Here is a 21,286-nt window from a genome sequence, read left to right as displayed (position 1 = left end):
TTAAGAGAAGGCGCGTTTCAGCGCTGGAATGTTGGATAGGATTAGCACGTCAAAGGCGAGCACGGCCAGCAATGTCACGCCGACAAGCGGGAAAGCCACCGACACCAGCGCAGCGATCAGCAGCGCACCTTTCCAGAGTGGCATTTCGGCAGGCGCAGGCGGTGCTGCCAGACGCAGCGCATTTTGTGGGCGGCGTTTGACCCACATCACTACGCCGGAGACGCAGACAAAAATCACCGCAAGACAGAAGACCACGTTGAGGAGGAGGTTCCAAAGCCCCATCAGCCCCATGTGGAAAGGGATGCTGACCGCCATGGATTTCCCTGCCAGTGAGTAATCCGCAAAGCGCACTTGGGCGAGGATCTTGCCGCTGTATTGATCCACATGCACGGTGACATCGCCCATGGGGTCGGTGCTGTCGCTGCTCATGCTGTCGCGGTTGATGGTCCAGACCCCTGCGTCGCCGCGCGGATAGGCCACGCGGAAGCGGCCCTCAAGGCCAAGGCTGCGCCCCAATGCAGTGATGCTGTTGATATCCACCGCGGCACCCGCAGCGGTGCCTGTGACGCCAACGTCTGAGCCAGAAGCGGGCATTGGTGTCTGCTCCAGAGCCCATGGCACGTCGTTTTGATTGCCATGGCCCATGCTGGCGTGGGTTTCGTCAGACAGAGGGACATTATTCCATTTTTCTGCCGGAAAGGTCGACCAGGCCTGCACAAACTTCCCGCCCCAGATGCCGGTCCATGCCAGCCCTGAAATCAGGAAGATCACCATCAGCAGTGAAATCCAGAAGCCGACCACCGCATGCAGGCTTTTCCAAAGCGCGCGTCCGCGCGCCGCGAGGTTGGGGATCAAGACAGAAGTGGCATTGCCGCGCGGCCACCACAGGTAGAGCCCTGTAAGCACCAGAACCAGGCCAAGCCCGGCGGCAATTTCGATCAACCGATCACCGGTGTCTCCGAGCAAGAGGGAGCCGTGAATGTTGTCGGCCAGATCATAGAGCCCCGCACGACGGTTCCAGCTTTCCAGCACGTCACCGCTATAGGGATCGACGGCCACCATCATCTGGTCCGTGTCGGTTTGGACGCGAAACACTGCCGCAAGCGCGCCGGTCTTCGGCCCGATATATTCGACCACTTCGCCGGGCACCGCGGATGTGGCAGCGGCGGCCTGATCGCTGATCGGCAACGCGGTGCCTGTGGGGGTAACGGCAATTTTCTCCCCGTCGCGGCCGTCAAACTGTGTGAGGGCCATCATCAGCAGCCCTGTGACTGAGAGCATGATCAGGAAGGGGATCACGTAGAGACCGGCGTAGAAATGCCAGCGCCATACGGCGAAATAGAGTTTTTGAGACAGCTTACTGGAGGCGGCATCGCCGCTTGGTTGGCTGGTATGTGCCATGAGAGGACTCTCCTAAGGAGCCGCACCCGAGCTTTTGCGGGGCGGTCAATGTTTCGTCTGAAATGTGAGATGAAATTAGGAGAGAGCGGGAGGACCGCGCGCGTCATAGCGCCGGTGGAAGCCAGCGCTTTCATGGGTGAAACCTTCGGTCTGCCAGCGCGCAGTGCGCAGGCTGTGCAGAGGCAGAGGGAAAGGGCCGTGCATCACCAGATTGGCCTCTGCCACGACGGAAAAGGCACAGGGGGGACGTTTGTCGTCAGTCTGTTCCTGCAATGGCACCGGTGCCCCGGTGTCATCCACGATCAGTTCGACCATGTCCGCCCCTGTACAGATGACCAGCACCATATGCCCATCTGGCAAAGCCCTTGGCATCCAGCCGGCCGGAACGGCGGCGGAGACCAGTACGGCTAGCAGAAGAGCACAGGTGGTCAGCAGGCGCATGGTTTATTCAAGACCCGCGATAATCGCACGCAAAGTGGCAATGCCATCGCCTTTTTCCGAACTGGTCAGGACCATTTCGGGATAGGCGGCGGGGTGTTTGGCCAGCCTTTCGCGCACCTGCTTGAAGATCTTGGCGCGGTCTTTTTCTTTGACTTTATCGGCCTTGGTCATCACCACCTGAAAGGTGACAGCGGAGCTGTCCAGCAGCGACATGATCTCTTCGTCCACATCTTTGACCCCATGGCGGCTGTCAATCAGTACAAAGGCCCGGCGCAGGTTGGCGCGGCCAGACAGATACTGTTTGAGCAGGCGCTGCCACTTTTCCACCACCGGCAAAGGAGCATTCGCATAGCCATAGCCCGGAAGATCGACCAGATAATGGCTTTCGGTCAGGGTGAAGAAGTTGATTTCCTGTGTGCGCCCCGGCGTGTTTGAGGCGCGTGCAAGACGGGTGCGGCCCGTCAGCGCGTTGATCAGGCTTGATTTCCCGACATTGGAGCGTCCGGCAAAGCAAACCTCCACCCGGTCGCCCGCAGGCAGGCCATCCATGGCCACCACACCTTTGAGAAAGTCGGAGTTGGCACCGTTGAAGAGCTTGCGTCCACGTTCCAGCGCAATGGGTTCTGGATCTTCGACAAATGGAAAAGGAAGCTGCATCAAAGCACCTCTGCTGTATCGCCCACCGAGATGGTGCCGGATTTTGTCACAACGCCATAGACGCCAAAGTCACGATGATCGTTGAGCGCCTGGAGCGCGCCCAGTGTATCAGCATCCCGGATGCCGGTTGCGGGGTTGGAGGTGGTGGCAAGGCAGCGGGTGATCTGCTCGCGCACTTCGATTTCCGCGGTGCCAATGCGTAGGGTTTTGCCCAGCCAGTTGAATTCCTCAAAGGCCTCAAACCCGGTGAGCCAGATGTTGCCGCGCCAGCGTTCGGTGGACAGGCTTTCGCCCAGATGTTGCTCTACGGCTTTGTGGCTGGCTGTGGTGTGAATGGCGATAGAGGGGAAGTTGCTGTCGGTCATGCCCACGTCGCCCGCAGGCACCAGTTTGGTGCTGGCCGCGCGCTCCTTGGGCATGATGGGGCGCACCCAATCGATCAGCTTGTCGCCCTGTGTTTCCGGATCAAAGGTCAACTCCCAGAGATCGGGATGCTGTAGGGTGATTTTGCCGCTGGCTTCATCCACTTTGGCGGTGATGGCCATGAGCGAGGGGGCGCCAGCCGCGCGGGAAAAATTGCGACATGAGGCCCACTCGCCCCCGTCGGTCTTGGCGGCCTCATGGGCCACGGCGTAGCGGCGATCCCAGGGGAAGGTTTGGCCTTCCTCCAAAGAAATCTGACCCACGGACTCGCGTCCGTGGGCCTTGATTGGGTGCCGCCAGAGAGCTGCTACGCTGCCCATTATTTGGCGTCCTCTTTCTGTTTTTTCTTAAAGCTGGCTTTGATGTTGCCAAAGACGTCCGGTTTGTAACCGTGATGCCGCATGATGGCATACTGCTGTGTGAAGGTGATCACGTTGTTGGTGATCCAGTACACAACCAGGCCAGAGGCAAAGCTGCCAAGCATGAACATGAAGACCCATGGCATCCAGGCAAAGATCATCTGCTGGGTCGGATCCGTGGGCGCTGGATTGAGCTTTTGTTGCAGCCACATGGAAATCCCCAGCAGAATTGGCAGAATACCAAGGCTGAAGAGTTCAAAGAAGCCCAGATCTGGGACGGCGAAAGGCAGCAGGCCAAACAAGTTGATGATCGAGCTTGGGTCCGGCGCAGAGAGATCGTTGATCCAACCAAACCAAGGTGCGTGGCGCAGTTCCAGCGTGACAAAGATCACTTTGTAAAGCGAGAAGAAGATCGGGATCTGGATCAGGATCGGCAGACAGCCCGCCGCCGGATTGACCTTCTCTTTCTTGTAAAGCTCCATCATGGACTGCTGCATTTTCTGACGGTCGTCACCTGCCGCCTCTTTCAGCTTTTCCATCTGGGGCTGAAGCTCTTTCATCTTCGCCATGGAGGCATAAGATTTATAAGCCAGCGGGAAGACGATGATTTTCAGGATCACGGTCAGACCGATGATGGCCCAGCCCATGTTGCCGATAAAGCCATTGAGCCAGTGCAGCAGAGCAAAGATCGGTTTGGTCAGGAAGGCAAACCAGCCCCAGTCGATGGACTCCAGAAAGCCGGTCACGCCGCCTTCGTTCTGATAGGCACGGATGGTGGCCCATTCTTTCGCACCGGCAAACAGCTGGCTGTTGGCCTCGGCTGTCTCGCCCTCGGCCACGGTCAGCGTGCGCATCACCGCTTCGGCCTGATAGATGTCGCGGGCGGCATCGTATTTGGAAACCGATTTGAAACCTGCGTCGCCGCCGGGGATCAATGTGGCCATCCAATAGTGATCGGTGAAGCCGATCCAGCCTTCGCTTTCGACCTGTGTGACCTCAGCAGCCGCGCCTTCACGCTGATCATAGCTGTAGTCGGTCATATCGTCATAATCAACTTCTGCCAGTTCGCCGTCCGCCATGGAAATCAGGCCTTCGTGCAGAATGAAGAAGTTTTTCAGATCTTCGGGTTCCCCATAGCGTGCGAGCACACCGTAAGGCGCAAGGGACACGGTGCCTGCGCCGGTGTTTTCCACGGTCTGTGCGACGGAGAACATAAAGTTTTCATCCACAGAAATGGTGCGGCGGAAGGTCAGGCCTGCGCCATTGTCCCAGGACAGGGTCACAGGGCTCTCGGCGGTCAGGGTCTCGCCACTCTCCACGGACCAAAGCGTGTTGGAGCCGGGCACCTGATCCAATGTGAGCCCTGCGCCCGGCGCCCAGCCATACAGCGCGTAGTAAGCGTTGGGTTCGCCATTGGGAGACAGCAGCGTCACGATTGGCGCGCCCTCATCGAGGGTTTCGCGATAGTCGTTCAGCTTGAGATCATCAATGCGGCCTCCCAAGAGGGAGATAGAGCCGGTCACGCGATCGGTCGCGATGTCCAGACGCGGCGCGTCCGCTGCGGCGGTGGGCTCTACCGTGGTGGCCGCGCCTGCGGTCGTGCCCGCGGTGGAAAGCGCAGGCGCCGTCGCTGGCGTGCCTGCCTCAGTGCTTTCGGCCACGGCCGGTGCATTTGGGTCTTCCACTGTCTCTGGGGGTGGAAACAGGAGGAACCAGATCAGGATGACGCCAAAGCTGAGCGCCGTCGCGAGGATGAGGTTCTTGTTCTGATCGTCCATTGCCGCAAGCCATCTGTCGTTGAAACGTTGGGGAGGTTCAACAGAGGTGGGGGGCAAAGGTCAAGGGGATTCGACCGCAACGCCACGAATGCGCGGCAGGCGTTGCTCTGGTGTTAAAGCTTTCAGAAGGTCGCCGACCTGCGCAAGAGACTGCGCTGGTCTTAGCTTGGCTTGTTGCCAATTTTCAGCGCCGGGCCGATTTTTTCCTGATGGGCCGTCATCCATTTCAGAGTTTCATGAAACGGCATCGGGCGGGCAATGCCAAACCCTTGCACGTGCGAGCAGCCCAATTGCGCCAGCATGGTATGCTCGCTTGGGTTTTCCACACCTTCGGCCAGAGTTTCCAATCCCAGACGCTCCGCCATTGTGACAATCGCGGCGATCATGCGCTGTTGTTCAGGGTCGCGGTCGATATTGGTCACAAAGGAACGGTCAATTTTAATGCGTTTCACCGGTAGGCGACGGATAGAGGAGATCGAGGCATGGCCGGTGCCAAAATCGTCAAGATCAATGGAGCAGCCAAGCGCGCTGATGGCCTCAACATTGCGCACAACCATGTCATCTGGCGTGCCCGCAACCACGCTTTCAAGCACTTCGATGCCAAGGCGGCTTGCGTCGAGCTCGGTACGGTCCAGCTCCCATTGAATACGTTCCACCAGAGTAGGGCTGCGCAGCTCTTCTCCTGCAAAGTTCACGCCCACCATGGGCACTTTGAAGCCCGCATCATCCCAGGCCCGCACGGCGTCCAGAGACTGGCGCAGCATGAGATCGGCCAGTTGGCCCATCTGGCCAGTCTGATGCAGCACATCAAGGAACTGGATCGGTGCCAGAATACCGCGTTCCGGATGCTCCCAACGTGCCAGCGCTTCAAAACCGGTGACAAGGCCGGTGTCTGTTGAAACCTGCGGCTGAAACCAGGCGCGAATTTGGTCACGCTGGAGAGTGCGCGCCGCCTCGCTCTGGGTTTTGCGGCGGGATATCACCTTGCGTCCCATATCGGTGGAATAGGCGCGGATATTGCTATCGCCCGTGAGCTGGGCCTCATGCATTGCCATATCGGCGGCTTGGATCATCGCTGTGGCGCTGGGGCGGTTGAGGCGGGAGGACAGACAGAAGCCAACGGAACAACTGACATAGATGGAGGCCATCTGCAGAGGGATGGGTTCTTCAAGGGCGGTTTGAAAACGGGTCGCCATCTGCACGCCGCTGTCTACGTCAAAATGCGACACAGGTTCCAAGGCAACGGTAAAGGCGGCATCTCCGGCACGGGCCACCAGATCGCCGGTGCGCAGCGCGCTCTTCAGGCGGTCCGCAACGTAGCGCAGCACCTCTTCGGCGGCTTGATCACCATGGTTTTCCCGCAGGCGTGCGAAGTTGTCGATCTTGAGTGAGAAACAGGCAGTGGTTTGCCCATCCTCGTCAAGGGTGCCCATTTTTTCTTGCATCCGGTGCTCAAAGCCAGCCGGTGTCAGCAGGCCGGTCAGCCCGTCAATTTCCGCTCGAATGCGCCGTTTGCCACCGGAAAAAACCGAGGCGGCCACCAGCAGCGGTAAAGGCAAGAAAAAGACACAGATCAGAAGGCCGACTTCGCCAAAAGCGTACCAAGCACCAAGACATATGGCAGGTATGAGGACTGGAAGCGCACGTCTCAAAGCCGTTTCACGGGTCCAAAACGCCCGAAGAGAGGATAAGAGAGAGTCCAGTCGCGACTGCATATGAAATGTCCCGTACGGCATTAATTCCGATCTAGTGTCATCGATTCTCTTAAGTGATCCGTTAACGCAGCTGCGGAATACCGTCGGTCTCTTGCTCAAATTTTACCGGATCTCGTATGAGACCGGCAAAATCGAACAGCTTCGGGTCCATCATGTGGCTGGGGCGAATGTTGGTAAGTGCCTTGAACATCACCTGACGACGTCCCGGGCTGTTGGCCTCCCATTGGTCCAGTATTTGTTTGACTTGCTGACGTTGAAGGCCATCCTGAGAGCCGCAAAGATCGCAGGGGATAATGGGATAGTTCATTGCCTTGGCGAACTTTTCGCAGTCCTCTTCGGCGACATGCGCCAGTGGCCGATACACAAAAAGATCGCCTTCTTCGTTTACCAATTTTGGTGGCATGGTCGCCAAGCGCCCGCCGTGGAAAAGATTCATAAAGAAGGTTTCCAGAATGTCGTCCCGGTGATGACCCAGCACAACCGCACTGCAGCCTTCTTCTCGGGCGATGCGATAGAGATTGCCGCGGCGCAAACGTGAGCAAAGCGCGCAATAGGTGCGCCCGGCGGGCACTTTGTCTTTCACGATGGAGTAGGTGTCCTGATACTCCACCCGGTGGGGCACCTGCATGCGCTCAAGAAACTCCGGCAGGACCGTGGCGGGGAAATTCGGCTGCCCCTGATCCAGATTGCAGGCCAAAAGCTCTACCGGCAGCAGCCCACGCCATTTCAACTCGTGCAGCACCGCAAGCAGCGTATAGGAGTCTTTGCCGCCGGAGAGGCAGACAAGCCATTTGGCGCCCCGCTCAATCATCCCGTATTGCTCAATCGCTTCGCGCGTTTGGCGCACGATTCTTTTGCGCAACTTCTTGAAGTTCGCAGAAGAGGGTGCGTCGTGAAACAGCGGGTGAATATCGTTCAAATCGTCTAGCATGCCGTGCCTTACGCAGAGTGCTTCGCAAAGGTCAATCTACCCCCAAGGATATCCACAGGTTTACGCAGGGTCGCAAGACTTGGTTTTGAAAAAGCGAGGTTTCTGCTGTGCGATTGATTCTAATGGTCTTTTTCTCGTCGTTCTGTGCCAGAGAAGTCACAGATGCCACGAAAATTCACACCTTCTGCTGCGTCTGATGGTCAAACTGTCCCAGCCTCATCAAGGCAGGCATGCAACGGACACATAGCAACCAAGCCAGAACGCAAAACGCCCATGGCAGAGCCACGGGCGTTCCTGTCTAATTGGATAACACGACGCAGGTATTACTGCAGCTGTTCCTGATTGCATTTACGCGCCAGATCGAGCGCCTTGGCGGTGCCGCTCAGATCAACGGTGAAGGCATATTCTTCTTCGGGGAAGACTGTCATGGTGTAGGAGCGGCTGATATCTTCGAAAACCTTGGGATTATCGGTCAGCACATAGCCCCCGCTATAGCCCTTTGTGATGTTGCCACGCATGCCGGTGGCTTCGCCGACGTAGATTTCATCGCCAATCAGCAGCGCCACGCCGGATTTTTTGCCGGTGCGCACGTTGGTGTCTTCTTTGGTGAATACGCCAATGTAGGCAATGCCGCGATCATCCGTCAGACCCATCTGAATGACGTTGTCGAAGTCATCCTTGGTTTCCACCATGCAGGAGTTCTTTTCAGTGTCGATATAGACATTCCATCCTTCGATGGCGCCGTAACCGACGAACTTTTCGGCCATGGCCGCAGTGGCACCGAGGGACAGGGAGAGAGACAGGGCAAGGAAACGAGAAGAACGCATGGGAATGCTCCAAAACAAAACGATGACCGCAGGTTAGTGTTGAGACGCTACACTGTCCAGAAACCTATGCGGGAAATGCGCGTGGACTTGCTCAAACCTGCGGCCGTGACCCGCTGTCGCTTTCATCGTGTTTTGGGGGAACGGGATCATATCCACTGCCACCAAAAGGATGGCAGCGCCCAATCCGGCGTATGGTCAGCCAGCTGCCCTTGACGGCGCCATGTTTTTCAAGCGCTTCCAGCGCATATGCAGAGCAGGTGGGCTGATAGCGACAATTATGACCGACCCAAGGGCTGAACAGCAAGCGATAGGCGCGTACCGGTAGCGCGGCGATATGGGCGAGAGGTGACATGAGCAACATCTATGGCGCAGGGCAGCACAAGGGAAGGGGCGCTTTGTCTCAGGGCGCTGTGGCCTTTACTTCACGATGTGCTCGTCTTTGACAAACATATTGGCCCACGCGCGGTCGATCAGATCCGGACGCATCTGATAGGGAATGCCTTCGAACTCGCAGATCGAAATGATCTGATCGATCAAAAAGACCGGTTGATAATTGGCGTAGACGTTGTTGATGGTCGGATATTTTTCTTTCAGCAGGTGAATGAGCGCGGCCTCATTCAGTGGCAGCCCCTTTTTCTTAGCCACAAGCGCGAAGATCTTGAGGAAGTTTTCCTGACTCGGGCCATCAATTTTGATCTTGTAAAAGATCCGGCGCAGCGCGGCCTGGTCGAAAATCTCATTGGGGTGAAAGTTGGTTGAAAAAATCACGAGAGTGTCAAACGGCACCTCAAATTTTTCACCAGATTGCAGGGCGAGGATGTCTTTGCTTTCCTCCAGCGGCACAATCCAGCGGTTGACGAGTGCCTGCGGCGGCTCCTCCTGACGGCCCAAATCGTCCACGATGAAGATACCACCGGTGGATTTGAGCTGCAGCGGTGCCTGATAGGTGCGCGCGGTGGGATTATACACCAGATCCAGCATGTTGAGGGAGAGTTCCCCCCCGGTGATCACCGTGGGGCGATCACATTTCACATAGCGGCTGTCAAAACGGGCGGTGCGGCGCAGGCTGTTCATATCCTGCTCATCCGCCTCTGCGGCGGAGTGTACAATGGGATCGTAAACGGTGATCACCTGACCGGCATATTCAATGGCGTGGGGCACATAGACCTTGTCGCCCATCGCGTCACGAATGCCGTTTGAAATTGAGGATTTCCCGTTGCCGGGGGGGCCATACATGAGAATGGAGCGGCCAGATCCCACCGCTGGGCCAAGCTGGTCGAGCAGGTCAGGGGGGAGGATCAGATGCCCCATGGCATTGGTCAACTGGTCGCGGGTGATCTGGATATTGCGAATGGACTGGCGTTTGACCTGCTCCCGGTAGACCGAGAGTGGTACCGGCATGGCACCAAAATACTCTGATTGTGCCAGCGCATCCTGCGCGCGGGATTTGCCCGCATCGGTGAGCTGATAGCCCATTTCATTGCCACTGTTGGCATTGAGTGTGCCCGTGGCCTCAAGCAGTTTCTGCTCTCGTGCCATATCCACGATCTGTTGTGTGACCGCGAGTGGGAGGCAAACGGCTTTGGCAATGTCACTCACCATATCCACATTTTTGCGGAAAATGGTTTTCAGCAGGATGTCCCGCATCATGACAACAGGAAGTTGCATGTCCTCAAGCCGTTTGGGGGCTGGTGGGGCTGTCACATTGGCGGTCTGCATGTTCATGAACGCAACTCTCCTGAAGGGGGCGTGCACAGGCCCCGGTCGTTCCACTCCGTTTCTATGGGGTAGACACTCAAAAGGTGGCGGTTTTGGGGCTGCTTCGCGCCATGAAGGTGAAGCTTGCTGTTAGATCCCGTAGAGCGTGCCCAGCACGAGGTAGGTGCAAAGTGCGAGGCCAATGCCCGTGCCCATGGGCAGGGTCATCTGATCCCCGGTTCCAACATTGATGTCATTTTCAGAGGCTTTGATGCGCCAAGCGGCCCAATCCGGTGCAAGACGTCGCAGGGGGCTGTTGCGCACGATCAGCGTTGCGACGGTGGCGGCAAGGATAGATCCGAAAGTGATGAACAACATAGCGCGTGCGTCTGCTACGGAGACAAACAGGGCCGCAACAGCCGCCATTTTCACATCACCCGCCCCCACCTGACGCAGCATCCACATCAGGATCAACACTGCAAAAACAACAGCATAATTGGCAAACCGCCAGGCAAACTCTGTGAGTGGCAGCGTGAGTAAACCTACGGCAACAAAGACCGCGAAAAGGGCCCAGACCGACAGGTTGCTGATCCTCTTGTGCTTCATGTCCATCCAGAAGATGTAGACACAGAGCGGCAGCGCAAAGATCAGCGACCACAGGGCAAAAGTTGCGGAAACCTGCATGGGTGGCCCCTTATCAAGCGCGTGGTTCAGGAATTTTCCAGAGCATCCAATGCGCGTACAGCGGCTTCGAAATGCTGAGGGTGGGTTTCCACGGCTTCGCGCAGGAGCACTTTGCCGGTCTCTGTATCCCCTTGTTTGATTGCAGAAAGCGCCAGCGTATGCAGAAGCTGTGCCCGCTCAGTCTGAACCATGGGGATCACCGGAAGCGTGTATTTGCGCTGCGCCCCACGGGCCAGAACCATATTGTTCTTGGCGGTGAACAACGTGCTGTCCTGTCGGATGGCTTCGCCAAACAGCCGTTCCGCTTCGGCGTATTCGCCGCGGGTCAGCTTGGAATAGCCCCAGTTGTTCATCACACCTGCCGGGCGGGTGGTGAGACCCACGGCAATCTCATAGAAACTGTCGGCGCGGTTCCACTCTTTGTTGCTGTCCGCGATCATCGCCTCAAGCCGGTAGCGCTTGAAGGTTTCATGGGTCGGCGGAATGCTGTCCAGCGTCTTCTCTGCCGCATCCCATTGGCCAGCGCGAATTTGGGAATCTGCCAGATCCACCAGATCGTTTGCGGTGCTTTCCTTATGCTTGGTCACGCGAGACCATGCCGGGACCGCTTCGGTGTAGCGTTTGGCCCGCACATAGGAAATTGCCAGACCGCGCTGAATATCAATGCGATCCGGATTATTTTTCAACGTGCGCTGAAAGTATGAAATGCCTTCATTGGGATCCGCCACAGTCAGCATCACATCTGACAGGTTGGATTCATCCACGGCATTCACGTCTTGAATGGCGCGCTCTACGCTTTCGTCAGTCTTATCTGAGCAGGCGGTCATCGTAACCAGCCCGGCCAAACAGATTGTCCCCAACACAAAATGGCGCATGTTTGCGTCCTTTGCTGCTCTAGCTCTCAATTAAGGTGTTGGCTTAATGAGGTAGTCGCTGCTGCCCCGCCGTACCAACTTATATTCTTGTGATTTTTGGTCACCATAGCCGGGCTGAACTGAATTTGCGAGTGCTAAGCGTAAATTATCACGGATTGCGTCACTTTCGCCATTGTCCAGCGCATAGGCTTTGCGCAGGATTTGTTGGGCCTCGGGGAATTCCCCTTTCTCCATGAGAACAACGCCGAGATTGTTCCAGGTTTCGGCCTGACTGTCGTCGGCTTTCAGGGCTTCGCGAAGTTTGTCCTCAGCCTGTCCCAGCCGTCCCATGGCCAGATTGACGGTGCCCACCGCAGCCAAAATTTCTGGCGTGCGCCCCTGTTCCACGCCGGCGCGAATGAAGGCATCCATCGCGAGCTCATATTCGCCCGCCTCCATGAGGCGCCATCCCACCAGCACACCGTCTACCGCTGCGGCGGATCTGTCCACATCTGGGGCATAGGGGCTGCCCTTGGAGAGGTCAGAGCCGCCTGTGGTACAGGCGGCCAGACAAAAGATGCAGCTTGTGAGGGCATAGGCCCGCAAACGTGTCATGAAAGGGTCGCTTATTGCTCGTTTTTGCCTCACTGGCCGAGCGAAGTGATCCCAATCACAGACGGGCTGACCAGAATGATCAACAGCGGCGGCACAGTCAAAGCCATAGTGGCCAAAGTCATCTTTGTTGGCAACTTGTTTGCCGCCTCTTCCGCGCGCATCACACGTTTGTCACGCATTTCCCCCGCATAGACCCGCAGGGCTTCGGCGATGGAGGTACCAAAGGTGGCAGATTGGATCAGAACGGTTGTGAAAGAGGACACATCCTGCACGCCACAGCGTTCGCCCATATCGTTGAGCACTTGCGATTTGTCCTTACCGGCCTTCATTTCCTGCGCAACGATCTCAAATTCCTGCGCCAGAGCCGGGTAGGAGGCCCGCAGTTCGGCGGCCACACGTACAATGGATTGGTCCAGTGATTGCCCGGCCTCTACGCAGACAAGCATCATATCAAGGCTGTCAGGGAAACCTGCGGTGATCTCCTGCTTGCGCTCTTCCACGCGGCGGGTGACCCAGTATTTGGGCATGAAATAGCCTGCTGCACCGGGGCCCAATGTCCACATCAGCATGTCGGAAGTGGTGGAGTCCGGGGTCTGCTTGACGAAGATGAAATAGCTCACACCAAGGATCAGAAGCCCAACACCAAGCACCATCTGCGCAAGGTGATACGCGCGCACCGCATCGCGGGAGGGATAGCCCGCCTGCATCAGTTTGAGCCGTACAGAGCTCAGTTCCTCTTCGGTTTGGGGTTCCAGAAAGGCTTTGTATTTGTCCAGCTTGGCATTGGCAGCTTTGCGGCGCAGCTTGTCCTGCTGGTCTTTCTTCTTGGAGCTGTTGTTCGACTGGCTGCGTTTGAGCTTTTCGATCGGGTCATCCTGACGGGCGACCATGATCGCGAAAATCAACAGGGCAAAGAAGCCGCCCAGAACCAGAACCGCGAGCAATGGGCCTTGCGGGCCAAGCATGTCGGTCAACATCTGATTGATGGCTTGCATCGTGGTCATGGCGTGTCTCCTCAGACCTTGATGTTGGTCAAAATTTTCATGACGATCAGGTTCAGTCCCAGGAACATGCCAACGGCAATACAGCCGGGGATGTAGAGCCAATGGTCTTTGACGTCGTCATAATAGTTAGGGTCCATCACGTTGATCACGATCAGAGCGAGAACCGGGAAGGCGGACAGGAATTTGCCTGACCATTTGGCCTCTGCCGTGATCGCTTTAACGCGGCGGAACAGGCGGAAGCGGGCGCGGATCACCTTGGACAGACCGGCCAGAATTTCGGCCAGGTTGCCGCCGGATTGCTGCTGGATAGTCACCGCCACAGACAGGAAGCGCAAATCCTGCATGTCCAGCCGTTCGGCCATATCCTTGAGCGCTTCCCCCAAATCGCGACCGTAGGCGGCTTCATCGGCAATCATGCCAAATTCCGAGGCAAGAGGATCGTCAATCTCTTTGGAAACGATCTGAATAGCCGAAGAGAAAGGGTGGCCAACGCGCAGCGAGCGCACCATCAGTTCAATGGCATCCGGCAATTGCTCTTCTATCATGGCAATGCGTTTGCCCGCTTTCATGGAGACCCATGTGTAGACGCCGCCCACACCCATCATAATGGCAATGGCTGCGCGGGTGATCGTGCCGGTCTGTGTGCCAACCGTCAGCCCGACAAAGGCAAACACAGAGACGGCGATCATGATCATGATCAACTGCTGAGGTGTGAAGGCAATGGCGGCTTTCTGTGCCTTTTCCGCCAGCATGGAATAAAGCGGAATGCCACGGTTTTCGCCATGCTGCTTCATCTCTTTGCGGAGCTGTTCAAGGACTTCTTCGCGTTTGGCCCCTTTGTCTAGCATCTCAAGGCGGCGGTTCACACGGCTGTTGAGGCTGATGGATTTGCCAAAAACGGTCAGATAGACGCCTTCCACAAGCACGAAGACGCCAACAAAGATAAGACCATAGACGATGAGTTCGGGTGAGAATGGCATGTCTGTTACCCCGCAGACGGTTCGTAGATTTCTGGCGGAAGATCATAGCCCCAGAGGCGGAAACGCTCTGAGAAGTGCGACCGCACGCCAGTGGCCGTGAAGTGGCCAATGATCTTGTTTTCCGGCGTCAGGCCGGTGCGTTGAAAGCGGAAGATTTCCTGCATGGAGATCACATCCCCTTCCATACCGGTGATCTCGGTGATGGAGGTCATGCGGCGGGAGCCATCCTGAAGGCGGGAGGCCTGAACAATCAGGTTCACAGCCGAGGAAATCTGACTGCGGACCGCTTTGATCGGCATTTCAATCCCGGCCATGGCAATCATGTTTTCCAGACGGGAGATACCATCGCGCGCGTTGTTGGCGTGTATCGTGGTCATCGAGCCGTCGTGGCCGGTGTTCATGGCTTGCAACATGTCGATCACCTCTTCGCCACGGGTCTCGCCCACGATGATGCGATCCGGGCGCATCCGTAGGGCGTTTTTCAGACAGTCGCGTGGGGAAACCTCGCCTTTGCCCTCCACATTTGGCGGGCGGCTTTCCATCCGGCCCACGTGGGTCTGTTGCAGCTGAAGTTCCGCCGTATCCTCAATTGTAAGAATGCGTTCGGCGTTGTCGATGAAAGAGCTCAGCGCGTTGAGCGTGGTGGTCTTACCTGAACCTGTACCACCTGACACAATCACATTGAGGCGCGTGGCTACAGCGGCCTGAAGATAGGCAGCCATTTCCTCAGAAAACGCGCCAAACCGCACAAGATCGTCAATGCCAAGCTTGTCTTTTTTAAATTTACGAATGGACACCAGCGAACCATCCACCGCAATCGGCGAGACCATGGCGTTGAAACGCGAACCATCCGCCAAACGGGCGTCCACATAGGGGTTGGATTCATCCACCCGACGCCCAACGGCGGAAACGATCTTGTCGATGATCCGCAGCAGGTGCTTTTCGTCTTTGAACACGATGTCGGTCAGTTCCAACTTACCGGCACGTTCCACAAAAATCTGCTTGGGCCCGTTCACCAGAATATCGTTGACCGTTTCATCCTGAAGTAGAGTTTCCAGCGGACCGAGCCCGGTGACCTCATCATAGAGTTCTTGGAAGATCGTGGTGCGTTCTTCCCGGTTCAGCACAATGGCCTTGTCCTGCAAGACTTCGCTGGCAATGGCCGTTATCTCGGTGCGCAGTTCCCGTTCAGATGCTTTGTCCAGTGCAGCCAGGTTTAGATTGTCCAGCAGCTCGCGGTGCAGCTCAAGTTTGATCTCCCCCAGGCGTTCCTTGCGACGGCGTTCCTTGTCGCCTGCCACGGCTTCGGCCGCAGCTTTGGGCGCGGGGCGCCGCATGACGCGCTTTGCCTCAGGGGCAGGGGTGCTGGGAGCTGGTGTCGGTTTGGCGGTGGGCTTTGGTGCCGCCTCCGCAGCTTTTTGAGCCACCGCAGGACCGGGTTTGGCATCGGCTTTTTTATAGCGTGAAAACATGCGCTAGGTCCCTCCTCAGGCGGCTTTGTCGTCAGATTGATCCAACGCGTGAAGGCTGTTGGCGAGTTTGGCGATCTCTTTGCGCAGCGGGTTTTTCGCGGCGGCAACGGCCAGGGGTTGTCCGTGGTCTGCGGCTTGCAAAACCTGTTTGCCGCCATCAGGCAGATGCAGGTCAATGCCAATGCTCAGGCTTTCCGCCAGACGTTTGACGCGGCTTTTGCCCGCCAGATCGGTGAATTTTGGCGCGCGGTTCATGACATAGCGCAGCTTTTCAAACGGAAGGTCTTCGGCCTGCAGCGCGCGCTTGAGCCGCATGGCATTCTGCGCAGAGCGCATGTCGATTTCCATCGTCGCAAAATAGACATGAGCGGCCTGCAGCACCACTTCGGACCATTGCACCAGCGTTGATGGCATATCGACGATCACATAGTCATAGTGTTTGCGCGCCATTTCGATCACGCGTTCCACATCCTCTGGACCAATCAGATCCAGCGGGATGATATCAGAGGGCGCGGTCAGCACATGCAGTTTCTCTTCATAGGTCTGCAGCGCTTGACCAAAGCTTTCGCTGTCCATGCTTTCTGTATCTGTGATCAATTCAAACACCGACTCCGGGCGCGGCAGGTCGAGATATGTCGACATGGTGCCAAATTGCAGATCCAGATCCAGCAGGCAGACGCTGGGTGGTGTTTTTGAAATTGTGGCCAGTTCCCAGCCCAGATTGGTGGCAAGGGTTGTGGCCCCTGTGCCTCCGGCCAGACCATGTACGGCGATCACCACGCCTTCGCGGGATTCTTCATTGGCGGCAAGTTTCACCTGTGGAGCCTTAGACGGCTCAGGCGTATTGGCGCGGATGCGGATTTTTTCAATGGCCGCCTGCAACTCTCCGGGTGGCAGCGGGTAGGGGATGAACTCATCGGCCCCATTGCGCAGTAGATGGTGCAGGGAGGCTGGCGTCACATCCTCGGCAATCAGAAGTGTGCGGATGTTGCGATTGCGGGCTTCGGTGATGATTTCTGTGAGATCATCAAGCGCATCCTCATCCATGTCATCAATGGCAAGGGCGATAAATTCCAGATGTTCGGCGTCGGGTTGCTCCATAAACGGCACAGCGTCTTCCAGCCCCAGATCGCCCCATTGCTCTCCGAGTGCCTCTTCCATGTCGACAATCAACAGCTCAAAATTCTGCACATCGCGGCACACGGTACATGCCAGGATTTGACTTTGATCTGCCTGCAGCGCTTCGCTACCCATATTCAGCCTCTAGTTACTCTTGCGCATACTCAGCGCGTTGTTTTGAAGAGGTGCCCACCTCAGTGAGGCCGGGTTTGTCCCCATATCTGCCCCTCATGTCAGAGGGCACAGTTTGCCTCAGCTCCGAACATCTCCCTCAACTGGGGCAACATTGGGGCCAAAAAGCCGAAATTGTGCGGAATTGTGCGACGATCCTGCGTCCTTGCGGCGATCGTTTCCACGGCATGAAAAAAGCCGACCCAAGGGCCGGCTTTGTTTAAGTGATTGTAGCTGCGTGGTTTTATCCGCCGCTGTCGCCGCTGATCGACAATCCGCTGATGGATGCGGTTGGCACGGCACTGGAGACATATTCGCGGTACACTACGGCGGCGTATTTGCCGTCCAAAATATTGGGGTGGTTGTCTACGAAGCCTGTCACCTCTGTGACGGTACGGCGATTCTTGCGCTCCCGCCCTTGTGTCACAACCAGCGGCTGGGATTTGCCGAGCGACACCACTGCTTCAAGGCGATTGCGCTCCACGCCTTGCGTTGTCAGATAGGCCACAACAGCACGTGCGCGGCGTAGTCCCAAGGACTTATTATAGGCGTTTGAACCAACAGCATCCGTATGGCCATAGACTTTAAAGCGCACTTCCGGGAACTGATTGATCCAGATGGCCTGCTGACGCAGGATGGCGCGGGCCTCCTGATCCAGCGTCGCGCTGTCAAAGCCAAAGTTCACCATGGTTGGCACTTCTTCGGCAAACCGCGTGGCAAGGCTCAGCACATAGGTGCGGTCGCCATTCTGAAGCCCGAGATTGTTGGACGTCGCCTCGCCATATGTACCCGGATCCACAACAGAGCCAGCCTCACGCACCCATGAGGGCAGCGCGCTGTTGTCTCCATCAGAGCAGGCGCTCATGAGCAGGAGGGCGAGGGCGGCAAGTTTTTTGAACATATCTCTGCCCTTCCTCAGTCCATCACATAGCCGTAAGAGCCGGAGAAATCGTGTTTTGCGACTTCACCAGCGGCACCGCGCTGTTTTTTCACGTTGCCGGTCGTGTGACCCAGCAGGAAGAGTTCCTGCTCTGTGGGCAGTTTGACACGATCAGTTGGCAGAGCCAGCGCCTCACCACGTGTCGGCGTGACCAGATGCGCGGTGACGATCACCACCAATTCCGACTGAGACCGTTCATAATCGGCACTGCGGAAGAGCGTGCCAAGCACCGGCACGTCGCCGAGCCAGGGCACTTGGGAGTTGTTGTCGAGAAAGTCATCCTGAAGCAGGCCGGAAATGGCAAAGCTCTCACCGTCGCGCAGCTCCACCGTGGTAGAGGTTTCACGGCGGCTGAAGGCGGCGATGTTCAATGTGCCGTCAGAAAAACCATTTGCGGTGTCCAAAGCGGACACGGCGGTGGCCAGTTCAAGGTTGATCAGATCGCCATCAATCACCCGTGGAATGAAGTTCAACTCCACACCGAAGGGTTTGAATTCCACAGAAATGGTGCCTTCTTCCTGCGCCACCGGAATAGGATATTCCCCACCTGCCAGGAATTTGGCTTCCTGACCTGACAGTGCTGTCAGGTTCGGCTCTGCCAACGTGCGCACGACACCTTTGGTTTCCAGCGCCTGCAGCAGAAGGTTGATCTCAAACGCACCAGCGCTGAGATTGAAAAAACCTGCGCCGCGTGAGTTGGGATCAAGATTGCGTGTGCCGTCATCATTGGGACGCTGATTGAAAATCCCGGTACGCAGAGTGATGTCGTCATTGTTTGTGATGTTGAAGTCGGTTGTCAGCGCTTTGGATACGCTGCGCTGCATCTCAGCAAAGCGCACCTTGAGCGTCACCTGCTGCACGCCGCCAACCACCATCAGGTTGGACACGCGCTCCGGCGCATAGCGTTCCGCCAGATCCAGAGCGCGTTGTAGCTTCTGAGCCGAGGAAACAGTGCCGGACATGACGATACCGTCATTGGCGGAGCGGATCTCAATTTTTTCATTTGGAAGGATCTGCTGAAGTCGTTCCTTGAATTCACTCAGATCCGGAGCCACGCGCACTTCCACGTTGGTGATCAACTTGCCGGTTGCGTCCAGCAAGGTCAGTGTTGTCAGGCCGGGCGATTTCCCGAGCACGTATATCGTGCGGTCCGACAGAGAGGAAATATCCGCAATCGCCGGGTTGGCGATGGAAAGCTCCGCAAAGGGCACATCACTTTCCACGACCACGGCGCGGTTCATTGGAACCCCCAGTGTGGAAGACGTACCACTGCGCACAACGCGCAGCGTTTCCGCGTTACTTGGGGTCGCCACGAATGGCATAATCCCAATGGCGATACCCAGCAGGGCCGCCCCAAACAGTCTTTTCATAGTCATGTGACCTGCCTCTCGATCACGCCTCAGTTCGTGGATCTTTCGCCCACAGTTTTTTTGTACTGTGCGCCAATTGGCGAATTATTGCAAGAATCAATGGTTTCAGCGGTGTTTTGAAGTCGCAGTCTGTGGAGGTAGAGCCACATTTCGTCTGCGGCGGATGCCGGGTTTTCTCATAAAATAAAGGCGCCCGAGATGCGGGCGCCTTTCGAAAAACGATGTTGTGAACCGCTGCGTGACGCAGTCTTAGTTGGTACAGGGGATCGGGATTTCGATCACTTGGCCCGCCTTGCGGTTCTTGATGGTGCAGACCCGTTCCGGTGCGACTTGCACGATTTCACGGGCGACCGGCTGCGCCTCTTCCTGCAGACCCAGCAGGGATTTTTGATCCACTTCGATCACTTCCGCGACGGTGTCATCCCCCGCGCCGACCAATGACAGGGACAGGCGGCCAGAGCTTTGGGCGAAGTTCAGGGAGGGGACTTCTTCTGATGTGACCGCCACGGTCACGGTGCGAGCGATGCCGCCGCCTTTCATCTCTTCATTCACGGATTGGTCCACCGCGATCAGCTTTACATTGGGCTGGATCAGTTTGGTGAAGTCACCACGGCCAGAGCGGTCGTTGTCTGCACGACCCGTCCAGTATACGTCGACACGATCCCCGGGGCGCAGCAGGCCAGAAACGCCGCTGGTCACGTCCACTTTGATGGTGAAGGCGCGCTCACCTTCCTTAAGGCGCGAGCGAATGCCTGCTTCCTGGCCGGGTTCGGTCAGTTTGGCGGCAATCAGAACTTCGCCTTTTTCCATGGTGCGCAGGATCACGCGCTGTTGGTTGTCCCCATCCGGGAACAACACCTCGGCGTCGGTGAACATGCCGTCCACCACGGCTGCTTTGGGCCATTTCACGCGGCGCACGTCTTTGATGGCGAGCTTTTCGCCAAATTTCATTTGACGCGCAACGATGAAACCATCAACCAGATCAACCGCGGGGGGCGCATTCTTGCGCGCCATCTCAGCCTGACGGTCCAGTTCTTTGATGTAGTTCTGCGCCATGTAGACCGCGAATCCTGCGATCCCCAGTCCGATCAACAAAACGGCAGCGAATATAGCACGCATCGGTTCTACCTCGTGTTTGTGTTCCCGGCCGTTGGGCGGTGTACCCGCGCCGAGAATGGGTCATCTGACAGTCTTGTCCCGGAATGTGGCAACTTCGGGGTGGGATAGAGCAGCTTTCGTGGCTTTTAGATCCAAACCGGCTTCCGTCCACATTGCTCCCGTATTGAGGCCGCGCAGCATGTCAGAAAATTGATACAGGCGCTCCTGATCGGGCGCCGGTATCGCGTTCAGATTTGGTGGCCTGATCTCAGGCCCGCGCTCGTGGTGACTATTGCGGGACAACAACCGCGTCGGTTGCAGCATCGGCATCATTGAGCACCACAGCAGCAGCACGCACAGGTTCATCTGTGACGGCTTCGATGGCAGCAAAGGCAGCGATGGCCAGCCCCACCACAGCCGCGGTCAGCACAACCCAGTCAACAGTAACTGCGCCGGATTCTTCACGACGGAATGTGGAAAGAGAAAATTTCATGGCAGCCTCTCGTCTCCGATAGGAGGACATCCCCCAGTTAAGTGAAAGAGGGCGCAGATGCGCCCTCATGTCGTAGAAGGCCTGACTTAGCTGTCAGCCGCTGCGCCAGGAGTGATTGTGTCGGTTGCCGCGTCTGCACCGTTGAGCGCGCCAGCCGCTTGGCCTGTCAGCGTGGAGGTGGATGTTTCGATGGCGGTGAATGCTGCCACTGCGAGGCCAACCACGGCTGCGGTCAGAACAACCCAGTCAACAGTTA

General features: G+C 57.0%; 21 protein-coding genes. All 21 read right to left on the bottom strand.

Annotated features, from left to right (window positions below):
- The 21 genes from J7382_RS14555 to J7382_RS14455 all read right to left on the bottom strand — a co-directional run bounded on the left by J7382_RS14555 (position 1) and on the right by J7382_RS14455 (position 21,030).
- The gene (locus tag J7382_RS14555; RefSeq protein ID WP_209069768.1) at positions 1–1,401 is read right to left on the bottom strand and encodes a PepSY domain-containing protein; all 1,401 of its coding nucleotides are present in this window, start codon (positions 1,399–1,401) and stop codon (positions 1–3) included.
- Between the two features lie 75 nt (positions 1,402–1,476).
- Complete coding sequence (locus J7382_RS14550) at positions 1,477–1,842, bottom strand: DUF2946 domain-containing protein (protein ID WP_209069767.1); 366 nt, start codon at positions 1,840–1,842, stop codon at positions 1,477–1,479.
- Between the two features lie 3 nt (positions 1,843–1,845).
- Positions 1,846–2,499 carry a ribosome biogenesis GTP-binding protein YihA/YsxC gene (gene yihA / locus J7382_RS14545; RefSeq protein ID WP_209069766.1) on the bottom strand — a complete coding sequence of 218 codons (654 nt, stop codon included), beginning with the start codon at positions 2,497–2,499 and terminating at the stop codon, positions 1,846–1,848.
- Positions 2,499–3,242, bottom strand: a complete 744-nt coding sequence (locus J7382_RS14540; protein ID WP_209069765.1) for an MOSC N-terminal beta barrel domain-containing protein — start codon at positions 3,240–3,242, stop codon at positions 2,499–2,501. The genes yihA and J7382_RS14540 overlap by 1 nt, the downstream gene beginning before the upstream one ends.
- On the bottom strand, positions 3,242–5,059 hold the full coding sequence (gene yidC, locus J7382_RS14535) for a membrane protein insertase YidC (RefSeq protein ID WP_209069764.1): 1,818 nt from the start codon (positions 5,057–5,059) through the stop codon (positions 3,242–3,244). Before yidC ends, J7382_RS14540 begins: the two co-directional genes overlap by 1 nt.
- A 161-nt stretch (positions 5,060–5,220) precedes the next feature.
- Entirely contained in the window at positions 5,221–6,774 is a 1,554-nt protein-coding gene (locus J7382_RS14530; protein ID WP_209069763.1) for a bifunctional diguanylate cyclase/phosphodiesterase, read from the bottom strand.
- A 61-nt stretch (positions 6,775–6,835) separates the two neighbouring features.
- On the bottom strand, positions 6,836–7,705 hold the full coding sequence (ttcA, locus tag J7382_RS14525) for a tRNA 2-thiocytidine(32) synthetase TtcA (protein WP_209069762.1): 870 nt from the start codon (positions 7,703–7,705) through the stop codon (positions 6,836–6,838).
- A gap of 323 nt (positions 7,706–8,028) precedes the next feature.
- On the bottom strand, positions 8,029–8,532 hold the full coding sequence (locus J7382_RS14520) for a hypothetical protein (protein WP_247745037.1): 504 nt from the start codon (positions 8,530–8,532) through the stop codon (positions 8,029–8,031).
- 91 nt (positions 8,533–8,623) lie between these two features.
- A complete protein-coding gene (yidD, locus tag J7382_RS14515; RefSeq protein WP_209069761.1) occupies positions 8,624–8,884 on the bottom strand; it encodes a membrane protein insertion efficiency factor YidD in 261 nt (86 codons plus the stop codon).
- 65 nt (positions 8,885–8,949) lie between these two features.
- Positions 8,950–10,257, bottom strand: a complete 1,308-nt coding sequence (locus J7382_RS14510) for an ATPase (protein ID WP_209069760.1) — start codon at positions 10,255–10,257, stop codon at positions 8,950–8,952.
- A gap of 123 nt (positions 10,258–10,380) precedes the next feature.
- Positions 10,381–10,914 carry a prepilin peptidase gene (locus tag J7382_RS14505; protein ID WP_209069759.1) on the bottom strand — a complete coding sequence of 178 codons (534 nt, stop codon included), beginning with the start codon at positions 10,912–10,914 and terminating at the stop codon, positions 10,381–10,383.
- Between the two features lie 26 nt (positions 10,915–10,940).
- Positions 10,941–11,789 (bottom strand): tetratricopeptide repeat protein, encoded by an 849-nt coding sequence (locus J7382_RS14500; protein ID WP_058239514.1) that lies wholly within the window; start codon positions 11,787–11,789, stop codon positions 10,941–10,943.
- Positions 11,790–11,819: 30 nt separating this feature from the next.
- Positions 11,820–12,383: a tetratricopeptide repeat protein gene (locus J7382_RS14495; protein WP_209069758.1), complete on the bottom strand. Its 564-nt coding sequence runs from the start codon at positions 12,381–12,383 to the stop codon at positions 11,820–11,822.
- Between the two features lie 29 nt (positions 12,384–12,412).
- Positions 12,413–13,387 carry a type II secretion system F family protein gene (locus tag J7382_RS14490; protein WP_209069757.1) on the bottom strand — a complete coding sequence of 325 codons (975 nt, stop codon included), beginning with the start codon at positions 13,385–13,387 and terminating at the stop codon, positions 12,413–12,415.
- A gap of 11 nt (positions 13,388–13,398) precedes the next feature.
- Positions 13,399–14,367 (bottom strand): type II secretion system F family protein, encoded by a 969-nt coding sequence (locus J7382_RS14485; RefSeq protein ID WP_209069756.1) that lies wholly within the window; start codon positions 14,365–14,367, stop codon positions 13,399–13,401.
- Between the two features lie 5 nt (positions 14,368–14,372).
- Positions 14,373–15,839: a CpaF family protein gene (locus J7382_RS14480; RefSeq protein WP_209069755.1), complete on the bottom strand. Its 1,467-nt coding sequence runs from the start codon at positions 15,837–15,839 to the stop codon at positions 14,373–14,375.
- Positions 15,840–15,854: 15 nt separating this feature from the next.
- Positions 15,855–17,093, bottom strand: a complete 1,239-nt coding sequence (locus J7382_RS14475) for an AAA family ATPase (protein WP_209069754.1) — start codon at positions 17,091–17,093, stop codon at positions 15,855–15,857.
- Positions 17,094–17,373: 280 nt separating this feature from the next.
- Positions 17,374–17,994: an OmpA family protein gene (locus J7382_RS14470; protein ID WP_247745042.1), complete on the bottom strand. Its 621-nt coding sequence runs from the start codon at positions 17,992–17,994 to the stop codon at positions 17,374–17,376.
- A gap of 50 nt (positions 17,995–18,044) precedes the next feature.
- Complete coding sequence (locus J7382_RS14465; protein WP_209069752.1) at positions 18,045–19,445, bottom strand: type II and III secretion system protein family protein; 1,401 nt, start codon at positions 19,443–19,445, stop codon at positions 18,045–18,047.
- A 243-nt stretch (positions 19,446–19,688) separates the two neighbouring features.
- On the bottom strand, positions 19,689–20,558 hold the full coding sequence (gene cpaB, locus J7382_RS14460; protein ID WP_209069751.1) for a Flp pilus assembly protein CpaB: 870 nt from the start codon (positions 20,556–20,558) through the stop codon (positions 19,689–19,691).
- A gap of 268 nt (positions 20,559–20,826) precedes the next feature.
- The gene (locus tag J7382_RS14455; RefSeq protein WP_209069750.1) at positions 20,827–21,030 is read right to left on the bottom strand and encodes a hypothetical protein; all 204 of its coding nucleotides are present in this window, start codon (positions 21,028–21,030) and stop codon (positions 20,827–20,829) included.
- Between the last annotated feature and the right edge of the window lie 256 nt (positions 21,031–21,286).

It is taken from the genome of Shimia sp. R11_0, assembly GCF_017744035.1.
Taxonomy (GTDB): Bacteria; Pseudomonadota; Alphaproteobacteria; order Rhodobacterales; family Rhodobacteraceae; genus Shimia; species Shimia marina.
Note: the sequence above shows the minus strand (reverse complement) of the source record. Positions and strands in the feature narration are given on the sequence as shown.

Coding starts and splice junctions, on each gene's coding strand:
- J7382_RS14555 (WP_209069768.1), bottom strand. CDS start 1,401: ATGGCACATACCAGCCAACCAAGCGGCGATGCCGCCTCCAGTAAGCTG.
- J7382_RS14550 (WP_209069767.1), bottom strand. CDS start 1,842: ATGCGCCTGCTGACCACCTGTGCTCTTCTGCTAGCCGTACTGGTCTCC.
- yihA (WP_209069766.1), bottom strand. CDS start 2,499: ATGCAGCTTCCTTTTCCATTTGTCGAAGATCCAGAACCCATTGCGCTG.
- J7382_RS14540 (WP_209069765.1), bottom strand. CDS start 3,242: ATGGGCAGCGTAGCAGCTCTCTGGCGGCACCCAATCAAGGCCCACGGA.
- yidC (WP_209069764.1), bottom strand. CDS start 5,059: ATGGACGATCAGAACAAGAACCTCATCCTCGCGACGGCGCTCAGCTTT.
- J7382_RS14530 (WP_209069763.1), bottom strand. CDS start 6,774: ATGCAGTCGCGACTGGACTCTCTCTTATCCTCTCTTCGGGCGTTTTGG.
- ttcA (WP_209069762.1), bottom strand. CDS start 7,705: ATGCTAGACGATTTGAACGATATTCACCCGCTGTTTCACGACGCACCC.
- J7382_RS14520 (WP_247745037.1), bottom strand. CDS start 8,532: ATGCGTTCTTCTCGTTTCCTTGCCCTGTCTCTCTCCCTGTCCCTCGGT.
- yidD (WP_209069761.1), bottom strand. CDS start 8,884: ATGTCACCTCTCGCCCATATCGCCGCGCTACCGGTACGCGCCTATCGC.
- J7382_RS14510 (WP_209069760.1), bottom strand. CDS start 10,257: ATGAACATGCAGACCGCCAATGTGACAGCCCCACCAGCCCCCAAACGG.
- J7382_RS14505 (WP_209069759.1), bottom strand. CDS start 10,914: ATGCAGGTTTCCGCAACTTTTGCCCTGTGGTCGCTGATCTTTGCGCTG.
- J7382_RS14500 (WP_058239514.1), bottom strand. CDS start 11,789: ATGCGCCATTTTGTGTTGGGGACAATCTGTTTGGCCGGGCTGGTTACG.
- J7382_RS14495 (WP_209069758.1), bottom strand. CDS start 12,383: ATGACACGTTTGCGGGCCTATGCCCTCACAAGCTGCATCTTTTGTCTG.
- J7382_RS14490 (WP_209069757.1), bottom strand. CDS start 13,387: ATGACCACGATGCAAGCCATCAATCAGATGTTGACCGACATGCTTGGC.
- J7382_RS14485 (WP_209069756.1), bottom strand. CDS start 14,367: ATGCCATTCTCACCCGAACTCATCGTCTATGGTCTTATCTTTGTTGGC.
- J7382_RS14480 (WP_209069755.1), bottom strand. CDS start 15,839: ATGTTTTCACGCTATAAAAAAGCCGATGCCAAACCCGGTCCTGCGGTG.
- J7382_RS14475 (WP_209069754.1), bottom strand. CDS start 17,093: ATGGGTAGCGAAGCGCTGCAGGCAGATCAAAGTCAAATCCTGGCATGT.
- J7382_RS14470 (WP_247745042.1), bottom strand. CDS start 17,994: ATGAGCGCCTGCTCTGATGGAGACAACAGCGCGCTGCCCTCATGGGTG.
- J7382_RS14465 (WP_209069752.1), bottom strand. CDS start 19,445: ATGACTATGAAAAGACTGTTTGGGGCGGCCCTGCTGGGTATCGCCATT.
- cpaB (WP_209069751.1), bottom strand. CDS start 20,558: ATGCGTGCTATATTCGCTGCCGTTTTGTTGATCGGACTGGGGATCGCA.
- J7382_RS14455 (WP_209069750.1), bottom strand. CDS start 21,030: ATGAAATTTTCTCTTTCCACATTCCGTCGTGAAGAATCCGGCGCAGTT.